Below are 10,728 nucleotides of genomic sequence, written 5' to 3' on the forward strand. Positions count from 1 at the left end.
TACATTAATTATTATTTAAATTTTGTTAGAAAATTGAATAATTTTCATAAGATTAAATTAACTCTATCAATTTTCAATTAAATTACATAATTTATTATAGAATGAAGATTAAAAATTAATATATCTAAAAGATAGTTCAAACTGTTATAATTACAGATATCGTAAAAGAAGGGGAATTTTAATGTTGGATCCAATAAGCATATTAAATCTAATCGACGACGTGATGTATTTTCCAATCCTGATTATCGTAATGGCGATAGCAGGGTTGTATTTTACTTTTAAAACAAGAGGAGTCCAGATAAGGCTCTTCGGTGAATCTCTTAGAATACTTTTGGAACCGCCTGATAAGGAAGGTGCAGTATCTTCCCTGCAGGCAATGCTTGTATCCACCGCTTCAAGGGTAGGAACAGGAAACATCATCGGAGTATCTACAGCAATCTGTCTAGGAGGTCCGGGAGCCTGCTTCTGGATGTGGCTGATGTGTATCATAGGCGCCTCATCCGCATTCATTGAAAGTACCTTGGCTCAGATTTACAAGCAGAAAGACCACAAGGGCCATGCCTACGGAGGTCCTGCATATTATATCGAGCACGGATTAAGCAAACCAAAATTAGCCGTGCTGTTTTGCATATTCCTGATACTCACCTACGCAGTAGGATTTAATATGCTATGCTCCTTTAACCTTCAGTCAACATTCATCGATTATTCATTCTATAACCCAACTACAACTCCAGTCATAATCGGTGCAATACTGGCAATCCTGACCGGATATTGTTTGCTTGGAGGGGGTAAAAGGATAATCAAGATTACCAGTACAGTTGTGCCATTCATGGGAATTTCCTATGTAATCATTGCTTTAATTGTGATTATCTTTAACATATACTATGTACCGTCAATGTTCGAATTAATATTGAAAGATGCCTTTGATTTCACTTCCATTTTTGGAGGATTGGCCGGTTCATGTATGGTGTACGGAATCAAAAGGGGATTATTCTCAAATGAGGCAGGTGTAGGATCCGCTCCAAACGCTTCCGCTTCTGCAAACGTATCACATCCCGCAAAGCAAGGTCTGGTGCAAACATTATCTGTATATATCGATACACTTCTTTTATGTACTGCCACTGCATTGATGTGCCTGTCTACTGGAATACCAATAACTCCAGCCGTTTCCGGCGCTCCATATGTGCAAAATGCAATTGGAAGTGTATTTGGTCCTATAGGCCCAATATTTATCACAGTTGCAATGGTGCTCTTTGCATTTACAACCCTGATTGGAAATCTCTATTATGTAGACAATGCTTTGATTTTCTTAAACGGCAAAACAAAACCTTCAGAAAAATTCATGCGCATATTCCATGTATGCTGTGCATTTATCGTTTTCATAGGCGCTACCATTTCCATGGACGCAGCATGGGCTATGGCAGACATCACCATGGGAGGAATGACTCTAATCAACCTGCCTGTATGTATGCTTTTAGGTAAGATAGCTATTGACTGCCTGAAGGATTATGAAAAACAAAGGAAAATGGGACAGGAACCTGTCTTTAAAGCTGAATCAATTGGATTTGAAAAAGGAGAACTGGATTTCTGGGATTGAATAGGTTCAATTACAAAAAAATAAAAAAAAGAATAGATGAATAATCATCTATTTAACAGTAATAGTTACTTTCTTGGTTGCTTTGGCGTTGTAGGCATTTCCTTTGTAGGTAACAGTAGCTTTGTATTTGCCTTTTTTAGTCAGTTTGGTTATTTTAAAGGTTGCAACACCTTTCTTGTTGGTTGTTGCAGTATATTTTTTCTTGTTGACCTTGATGGTAACTTTAGCCTTTTTGATGGCTTTTTTCATGTTATTCTTCAAGGTTATTGTGTATTTTTTGGTTTTAACTGACTTTTTAAAGGTTTTTGCTTTGGCAGTTAGTTTTGGAGTTGCCTTTTTAACTGTTACAGTGACCTTTTTGGTTGTATTGAAATATTTTTCATTGCCCTTGAATGAAAGAACCATAACATGCTTTTGAGGCGGAAGTTCTCCAAGGTAATATTTAATCTGTCCGTTTTCATCGGTTGTAATAGGGAATTCAACACCCATGACGCCAATATACACATCAACACCACTGATAGGTTTGCCTTTATCGTCATTTAAGGTAGCAACAAGATATTTTTCCAAATTATATTCAGTTGAAACGCCGGAAGCAGTGATTGTGGTTGGAATGTTTCCGATATCACTTACGCCGACAAATTCGACAACTTTCTCGTCAGAATATGTATTTCCATCGGATTTCTTATATTCCACTTTTATTTTGTAGTTGCCGTTGTAGTAAGTGCCGGTCATATTGTCTAGGAAAATATATAGGTATTCATATTGTCCGGCAGACAATTTTTCACTGTAAACCTTATTTCCGTCTGCATAAACGCTTACGATACCGTTAAGACCACTTCTGGTTGGATCTGTAACAGAACATACAAGAAAATCAGATCCGCTGACCTGGTCTTCTATATCAATGAACTCATCTGAAGTATACTTATGGGTTACCTCCAAATCAAATGTTCTAATGAGACATTCATCCAAAACAATGAATGTATATGTGCCGGGTTCATTTATTCCCAATCTATTAAGCGTAACGTTCACATTCCGATTGGTTGCCTCATCAATACCTATTGGACTCATTACGTCTGTACCAATACCGTTCCAAACCTCATCACAAATGATGTAGACCTTAATATCCAGAGGAGCATATTCCCCAGAAGGGAAAGTGAAGTTGAATATAACCGCATCCTCATCATAACAGTCGACTTGGGTTTTCAGGACATTAAATTCATACAGTGAAGAATCGAAATAACCCGCTGTTTCTCTGAGGTCAGCTATTCTAAGAGAGGAATTCTCAATTACATCTTCACCGTGTCTGATTATAATATCATACAGCCCAAAGTCATATCCCTCACTTAAGCCGAGTCCCAAATCCTTGGCAGTGATTCTTTTTATCGCTTTGCCGTCTCCATTGATTGTAATAGTATTATGAACATCCAAAAGGTCACCATTAGTTGCGTGTAGCTGACCGTCATAAGATATCTTAAGACTCTGTTCGGAGATACTGGTATTTTCCGGCCAGTGCATTATGAATATTGATGTATAAGGGTCATCCGAAGTAAGCTGATAAGTATTGATAACAAACCCATCAGCCCAAGGGTCTGAATCACTGTCACCAACTTCATCACCAGATGGAGCTTCAACAGTCTGTTCATCGATAACTTCATCAACAGAAGCTTCCACAACCGCTTCGTCTCCCACATCACCGATTGCAGGTGCATCTGCATCTTCCGCCGCACTTACGGCTGAAACGGCCAGAAGTGAGACGAGAAATATTGCAAGCACCATTATCTTTCTGTTTATCAAATTGATTTCCTCCTAAATTGTTTTATATGATTAAACATTTAGGCAATTAAAACATTCAACTTACAAAATTAACATGAAGTCAATTTGAGCCCCCATACGTTTCCATTGTTTTAACCCTGGCTTCCCAAATTTAGATTATAAAATGTCTTTAAAAACAGTTCAATTGGATCTTATGAAGAAGAATTTGATTTCCAGAACTTATAATTTCAGTGCATCCTTTGAGCAACTGTGAATGCAGTTAAGGCATAATATGCATTCAGTTGCGTTTTCTCTTTTTCTTGAATTGTCCAGCATGTCAACATCCATCGGACATGACTTCCTGCATTTACCGCAATCTACACACAAGTCTTCATCAACTTTCACCCTTAAAAATGAGAAATAGCTGGATATTTTTAAAAACACAGTTATCGGACAAACGTATTTGCAGAATGCCCTATTATCCTTTAACTTATATGCCAATATGAATCCAACAATATAATAAGCTAAATTTCCAGCAATGAATAGGTAATATATTATCAAATCCAAATTGGAAAGCTTCAAAACAAACAGTGAAACCACACAGCATAATATCCCTGCAAACAGTACATATCTTATATATCCCCAGTTTTTTCTTGGATTCTGCGGAGTCTTATAAGGAAGCAGGTCCAGTACCATCGCAGTCCAGCATGCATATCCGCACCATCCACGACCAAACAATAAAGGTCCAAGAATCTTTGCAACTAAAAAGTGAACCACTGCCGCTTCAAAAACACCTAAAAACAAGTAATACCAAAATCCGCTCATGGATAAGTTTTCATGCCCTAAAATTCCAACATAAAAAAATAGATAGCTTCCAACAGCCAACAATATAATATTTCTTGCATATCTGTTATTTCTTGCCATGAAAAACAATCCGATTGAAATTGCTGATCCGATATACAGGAAATTGAATATGAAAAATGTATTTGAAGTAATCAGATACATTACGACAGCTATCAAAATAAATATAGATTCCATTATTATTGGCGTTTTAACGTTCAGTTGGAACTCCTCCATGTGTTTCCGCATTTGGCGCATCTTATAAAGTTGGTCGGTGCCTCATCGGCCGAACGGGTTTGAACAGTCCACCAGTATCCTTTTGTCCCTCCGCACTTATAGCATGTTATCTTTGTAGTGGGCAGAGCCACATTGTTTCTGTCGGTGACTATTACCTTAGCCTGCGGATTTCTTTCGCCTTTCATATGATACTGCTCGTCAATATCGTCATCAGTTAAGGATTTTTCATAGCCACATCTACATTTAATCCTGCCTTTGTTAGGCATTAACATCTTACCGCAATCAGGACAAAATTCCATATTACTAAACACCATTAAAAATTCGTAAGTATTAGTTTAGTAAAACATATATAAAAAATAATCGGTTGAAAAAAAAGTTAGTTGTGAAAGGTTTAACCTTCCACCATAATCAGCTTACCCGTCGATGGATCCTTATAAACCTTACCCATTTCGGTATAGCCTTGACCGGATGAATTTGAAGTATCCGGTGTTTCATTAAGTTCTTGACCTTGATCCACTTCTGTTGTCTTTTGTTGCTGCATTTGATCATGGATATTCTGGTCCGGATCAATCATAGCCTGCATATTCCAGCTGATGATAACAAAAACCAAAAAGCCAACAGCAATGACAAGCATTGCATCCACAAGGTTGGATGTACCTGCCATTGGGTCTTCTTCTACCCTTCTAGATCGTCGTCTACCTTGTTTTCTTACCATAAAATCACTTATTCATGTAATCCAGTACAGCATCAATCAAAGCATCTAAATCAGATAGATACCTGTCATACCATCCTGACCTAATCTTTCCAATAACGTAACACAATGCACCGGAACCGATACCTACAATAGTAGTGTTGAATGCAACGGTCAAAGAGCTTGCAAGGGTATTGATGTCACCTGCACCAAGTGCTGCAAGTCCAGGACCCATCGGAATCAAAGTACCCATCAAACCGAGAGTCGGTCCGATACGGGTAATTATATCGGTTTTTTGCAATGCATCCATAGTCTTTTCTTCTTCATATTCAAATAATTTACGAGCCAATGCTTCCCTTGAATCCTTACCTAAATCTTGAGAGGAAGCGATTTCAGTTAAAGCCTTTTTTTGAGCTTTTGGTATTTTAGCATTAGCAATGACATTTTTCAATTCATCAACTGAAGCGGCTCGATTAATATCATAAATTAAATCTCTAATTGTTCCAACAGGAACCTTACGCCTTGAAGTATACTCGGCAATTATTCCACCTAGAGAAATGATAGAAATAATAACAATCACAAGCAATATGACCAATACCGGAATTGTCAAACTCTGTGAGATGACATCAAGGGAACCTGTTAAAAACTCTCCGCCAGGAATATTTAAAACCATGATTTTCACCTAATTATTCTAAAATATTACCTCTTTTATTAATTACAACACCACCCGCAATCAAAATGGCAAACGCCAAAACAATCATGAGTATGTCTTGAGGAGAACTCATTGTAATAGGAGTCAGATTCTTTTGCAAAACGCTTGCAATATTTGGAATTATAATTGCTGAAAGCAAGAAGTAAGCACCAATCAAAAGCATGAAATTACCTAAGACGACAGGATAAGGACGATTGATAAACCTGACTATTGTATTTGATGCCAAATAAGTAATGGCCATAACCGCAACCAATGCAATTGCTGCATACCAGCTCAAATTGAGAGAACTGACACCGATAGTCGGCGCAACAATGATGACGCTTGCAATGATAGAACCGAAACAGCATGGACAAGGCGCAATAATCGCCAGTGAAGTCGCAGTTGAAGTGTTCCTGTCATGTATTTTCCATTCCCTAATAGTGAATAGACCCGCAACAATCATAATTGATGCCATAATAATATAAAATATTGAATTATAACTGTAGATTGCCTGAACCAAAGGCTCTGCGAAAAAAGAAGCAATATATGAAATAACTACTACTCCCCCACCATAAGCAATGCATATTGCGGCAAACAATTTCTTTGGCAGATTGGCCAATCCTGAAGCCAGCCCTATCTTTATACCGAAGACAAGAACTGAAGCAAAGATTCCCACCTGCCATAAAACACTCATCATATCCATATAAATTCCCCATAATCAAATAAAATTTAAAAATTTACAATTAATTATTACTATGACAAAGTATATAAATTTTTTAAGAATACGATATGCAAATAATACTCCATCAATAATATATTGCACTTAATCATTTAAATATTATGAGTAACTTTTAAGGTTATTGAAATATATAATAATATCATTAACAAAAAAATGAGGCTAAACATGTATTGGAATGAAGAAATTGAAACCATGCCGAGGCAAGACCTTGAGGAACTGCAATTAAAGAAACTTCAATCTACTGTAAAAAGAGCGTTTGATAAGATTCCTTATTACAATAAAAGATATACAGAAGCAGAAGTTTTCCCAGAAGATATTGAGACTTTAAAAGATATTGAAAAGCTCCCATTCATTACAAAAGATGACTTAAGAGAAAGTTATCCATTCGGGCTTTTTGCCGTAGACATATCTGAAATAAAAGAATTGCATTCATCATCAGGCACCACCGGAAAGCCTGTCGTATCCGGATATACCCAAAAAGACCTGGATACCTGGGCGGAAACAATTGCACGTGGACTTACCATGATGGGCATCGGTGAAAATGACATTCTTCAAAACACTCATGGATATGGAATGTTTACAGGAGGATTTGGAGTGCACTACGGATCCCATAAAATCGGTGCGGCAATCATTCCAATTTCAACCGGCCAGACCAGAAGGCAAATAGAAATCATGAGCGATTTTGGAACAACAGGACTAATCTTTACTCCATCATACGGAATACATTTGGGGGAAGTTGCCCTTGAAGACGGAATTGATCCAAAGGATTTAGGAATTAAAGCCATCGGATTTGGAGCGGAAGGATGGACCGAAGAGATGAGAGACAGAATAGAAGAGCTATTCGGCTGCAAAGCATTCAACATTTATGGCTTGACAGAACTAATGGGTCCTGGTGTTGGTGTAGAATGCTCTGCCCAAAAAGGCCTTCACATTGCAGAGGACATATACTATCCCGAAATCATTGACCCGAATACCGGGAAAACATTAGGTGCAGACACACCAGGAGAACTGGTTTTAACCAACCTGGAAAGGGAAGGAATGCCTGTAATCAGATTCAGAACAAAAGACTTGACCAAACTTACATATGACAAATGTGACTGTGGAAGAACACATGCAAGAATGAGCAGAATCACAGGCAGATCCGATGACATGATTAAAGTTAAAGGTGTAGCTATTTTCCCATCACAAATCGAAAAAGCATTGCTTAGGATTGGTGATGTAGAGCCTCATTATATGATTATAGTTACAAGACCTGGAACACTTGATGAAATTGAAGTTAAAGTCGAAGCATCTTATGACATCTTCTTTGACGGCATTAAAGAAATGGTTGCAATCCAGGACAAAATCGGCAAATCAATAGAAAATGAAACAGGCATACGTGTTAAAGTTACATTGGTTGAACCAAAATCATTGCCAAGATTTGAAGGAAAAGCCAAAAGAGTTATTGATGAGAGGAATTTACATTAAGGTGATAACATGAAAATCAAACAATTATCAATTTTTTTACAGAACAGAATGGGCAGCCTATCAAAACCGCTGGAAGTCCTAACCAAAGTTGATGTCAACATCAGGGCAATGTGCATGGCTGACACTTCTGAATTCGGCATATTAAGGCTCGTTGTTGACGATCCCGAAAAAGGAAAAAAATCGCTGGAGGAAAACAACTTCCTTGTAAAGATTACAGACATTATCGGCGTAGAAATGCACGATGCACCGGGCGGGCTTACATCCGTCTTAAAAGTCATCAAGGATAATGAAATCGATTTAGAATATCTTTATGCATTTACTCATGAAAAGAAAGACAAGGCTATTCTACTTCTTCACGCTGATGATTTGGACCATTTAATTTCAGTATTGCAGGAAAACAATGTAGTTATTGTAAAATCCGAAGAGGTTTACAACTTAGGAAAAACATAATCGATAAAAGGTGGTAAAAATTTCAAAGAAAGACTTAAGGCATACCTTTGAAGACAGGATGGAAAGGCTGTTATTCGCAAGCCGCTGGATTTTATCCCCAATGTATGTTATTTTAATCTTGGTTTTAGCGCTGATTTTATTTAAGTTCGTTGGCGATGTGGTATACTTCATTATGCACATGTACACATTCACCGAAAATGAATGGATTATACAAGTTTTAAAATTGCTTGATTTGACACTTGTGGCCAATTTAGTATTGATTGTAGGAATTTCCGGATATGAAAATTTCGTTTCAAAAATAGATATCGCCGAAAATCACAGAGACCGCCCATCATGGATGGGCCAATTAGATTTTTCAGGTCTGAAACTTAAAATAATTGGTTCAGTAGTAGCTATTTCCATTATCGAATTACTGCAAGACTTCTTAAAAATGTCTTTTGATCCAAATGTGGAATTCTGGAGAATCATCATCCACTTAACATTTGTACTGACCGGTGTCGTATTCGCTGGAATGGAAATACTATCCGAAAAAAGACATGAAATGAAAAACAAGGATAAACTGATAGAAATTGAATACTGAATTCAATTCTATCCTTTAATTATTTTTTCTTTTGCCAATCTAAACTCATCATCACTTAACAATCCCTTCTGATATAGATTAGCTATTTTCTCAAGTTGACTGCCTATATCAACAGCCTCCCTATCACCATCATTTGATTCGTCGTCATTATCTCCAATAATGTTAATTATTGTTTTAGAAGAACATTTTTCATATTCCCAATCTCCCTCATATATACAATTGATTTCTCGTTTTCCAGGGAATTTGGCAACTAAAAAATCTTTAAAAAATCCCTTTCCATTTGTTATTAAAGTTTTTACAAAAACATCATCAATGTAAACAGTAATTCCTTTATTTACTAAAGTGTTACCTTCTTCATCAGCCAAATAACCGGAAATGGTCATGTTCTTTCCAAGCAGTATATTATTGTTAGTTTTTAAATCAATGGAAGTTTTGTTTTTAGAATTAGATTTCTCCATAATATCACAATCAATGAGTTCTATTAAATTATATGGCCAAACTACTTAAAAATAGTTACTTCAATTCTTTAAAATAATGAATGATATTTCTAAAATTAATATAATTCAATTACATGAAAATAGAGCATTACACTACAAATTTCCATTTAAAAAAAACACCAAAAAAAATAAAAAAAGAAAATGTTATTTTTCAATAACATATCCGTGATTTTGCGCTTTTGTAACAAATACAGTACCCTTATCACCAATGATTTCCTTGGTTTTTTCTACAATGTCTGCATTTGATTCATCGAAAACAGTATAGAGAACAGGTCCGAATGATGAGATACCTACACCATATGCTCCGGCCTCTTCAATAGCCTGCATGGTTGGCAAGTAGCTTGCATCAAGTGAATGTTCCAATTTATTGAATCCGACTTTTTGAAGTTCGCTGACTGCCCATCCGAAGTTTTTAATATCCCTTTCAAGCATGAATGGAACAAGATTCATTAAAATCAGGTGAGATACTTGTTCTACTTCCTCTTTTGGGATAGGACAGTAGGTCTGGAAAACATCCACTTCATCGGATCCTTCCATATGCTTTTCAATATGTGGAATGGCAATCAGTATATCCCACTCTTCCGGGAAGTCAAATCTTGCAATCAATGTTGCAGGTTTTGCTTTTGAAGCACCTGAAGGCAAGAATAAAGGTTTTTCTTCCTTACTGTGACCTCCGTCCAGAATAAATCCTCCTAAATCATGAGTGTATGTACCGATTCCAGAAGTTCCTCCTCTTCCAACAATTGTACTCAATTCACGGCTTTCTGCTTCAATGCCCATTGTTTCTGTAATCAAGTGAGCAGTTGAAACGGCTATTTGTGTTCCGCTTCCAAAACCGGAATGTGGAGGGTAAGTCTGATGTACAATAAATTTGAAACCAGCATCAATACCGAAATGGTCTATAGTTTTTTGAGCTGCTTTAGGAATTTTTTCCTTACATTCCAAAATAGCTTCTTCATCTGTTACTGTATCGGCAAATTCAAGTTCTATTCCACTTTCAATTTGCTCGGATTCCAAAACGAATTGCGGATTAGCCAATGCTAAACCGATTCCACCATCGACTCTTCTATATGACCCATTCAAGTCAATGAGGGACATATGTATTCTAGAAGGTGCTCTAATTATCATTTTCTTTTCACTTCCAATATTTAAATAAACAATTAATTTATGGACTTAATATATAATAA

General features: G+C 36.7%; 12 protein-coding genes. 4 read left to right on the forward strand and 8 right to left on the reverse strand.

The genetic code is table 11. The features are described from left to right. Positions 1 to 181 precede the first annotated feature (181 nt). Positions 182 to 1,597, forward strand: coding sequence for an alanine/glycine:cation symporter family protein (locus tag ACKI3D_RS01455; protein WP_407391654.1), 1,416 nt, complete (start codon positions 182 to 184; stop codon positions 1,595 to 1,597). Between the two features lie 48 nt (positions 1,598 to 1,645). On the opposite strand, the gene ACKI3D_RS01460 is transcribed toward ACKI3D_RS01455, so the two are convergent. The 6 genes from ACKI3D_RS01460 to ACKI3D_RS01485 form a co-directional block, all read right to left on the reverse strand. Then, entirely contained in the window at positions 1,646 to 3,391 is a 1,746-nt protein-coding gene (locus tag ACKI3D_RS01460; protein WP_407391656.1) for a hypothetical protein, read from the reverse strand. Between the two features lie 198 nt (positions 3,392 to 3,589). Then, positions 3,590 to 4,438: a 4Fe-4S binding protein gene (locus tag ACKI3D_RS01465; RefSeq protein ID WP_407391658.1), complete on the reverse strand. Its 849-nt coding sequence runs from the start codon at positions 4,436 to 4,438 to the stop codon at positions 3,590 to 3,592. Continuing rightward, positions 4,408 to 4,725: a transcription factor S gene (locus ACKI3D_RS01470; RefSeq protein ID WP_407391660.1), complete on the reverse strand. Its 318-nt coding sequence runs from the start codon at positions 4,723 to 4,725 to the stop codon at positions 4,408 to 4,410. Before ACKI3D_RS01470 ends, ACKI3D_RS01465 begins: the two co-directional genes overlap by 31 nt. A 92-nt stretch (positions 4,726 to 4,817) precedes the next feature. Beyond that, positions 4,818 to 5,141: a DUF2149 domain-containing protein gene (locus ACKI3D_RS01475; protein WP_407391662.1), complete on the reverse strand. Its 324-nt coding sequence runs from the start codon at positions 5,139 to 5,141 to the stop codon at positions 4,818 to 4,820. Between the two features lie 4 nt (positions 5,142 to 5,145). Next, positions 5,146 to 5,790, reverse strand: a complete 645-nt coding sequence (locus tag ACKI3D_RS01480; protein WP_407391664.1) for a MotA/TolQ/ExbB proton channel family protein — start codon at positions 5,788 to 5,790, stop codon at positions 5,146 to 5,148. Between the two features lie 13 nt (positions 5,791 to 5,803). Continuing rightward, positions 5,804 to 6,511: a DUF2162 domain-containing protein gene (locus tag ACKI3D_RS01485; RefSeq protein ID WP_407391666.1), complete on the reverse strand. Its 708-nt coding sequence runs from the start codon at positions 6,509 to 6,511 to the stop codon at positions 5,804 to 5,806. A gap of 201 nt (positions 6,512 to 6,712) precedes the next feature. Between ACKI3D_RS01485 and ACKI3D_RS01490 the strand changes: the two genes are divergently transcribed. From ACKI3D_RS01490 to ACKI3D_RS01500, 3 genes are read left to right on the forward strand one after another with little or no spacing between them, the layout of a single operon-like run. Further along, a complete protein-coding gene (locus ACKI3D_RS01490; RefSeq protein WP_407391668.1) occupies positions 6,713 to 8,014 on the forward strand; it encodes a phenylacetate--CoA ligase family protein in 1,302 nt (433 codons plus the stop codon). Between the two features lie 9 nt (positions 8,015 to 8,023). After that, positions 8,024 to 8,464 (forward strand): acetolactate synthase, encoded by a 441-nt coding sequence (locus ACKI3D_RS01495; RefSeq protein WP_407391670.1) that lies wholly within the window; start codon positions 8,024 to 8,026, stop codon positions 8,462 to 8,464. A gap of 10 nt (positions 8,465 to 8,474) precedes the next feature. Continuing rightward, on the forward strand, positions 8,475 to 9,044 hold the full coding sequence (locus ACKI3D_RS01500) for a TIGR00645 family protein (RefSeq protein ID WP_407391673.1): 570 nt from the start codon (positions 8,475 to 8,477) through the stop codon (positions 9,042 to 9,044). A gap of 8 nt (positions 9,045 to 9,052) precedes the next feature. Here ACKI3D_RS01500 and ACKI3D_RS01505 read toward each other — a convergent pair whose 3' ends face one another. Continuing rightward, positions 9,053 to 9,502 (reverse strand): SHOCT domain-containing protein, encoded by a 450-nt coding sequence (locus tag ACKI3D_RS01505; RefSeq protein ID WP_407391675.1) that lies wholly within the window; start codon positions 9,500 to 9,502, stop codon positions 9,053 to 9,055. A gap of 183 nt (positions 9,503 to 9,685) precedes the next feature. Beyond that, positions 9,686 to 10,669: a beta-ribofuranosylaminobenzene 5'-phosphate synthase gene (locus ACKI3D_RS01510; protein ID WP_407391677.1), complete on the reverse strand. Its 984-nt coding sequence runs from the start codon at positions 10,667 to 10,669 to the stop codon at positions 9,686 to 9,688. Positions 10,670 to 10,728: the final 59 nt, after the last annotated feature.

This window comes from Methanobrevibacter sp. (genome assembly GCF_045586545.1).
Classification (GTDB): Archaea; Methanobacteriota; Methanobacteria; order Methanobacteriales; family Methanobacteriaceae; genus Methanocatella.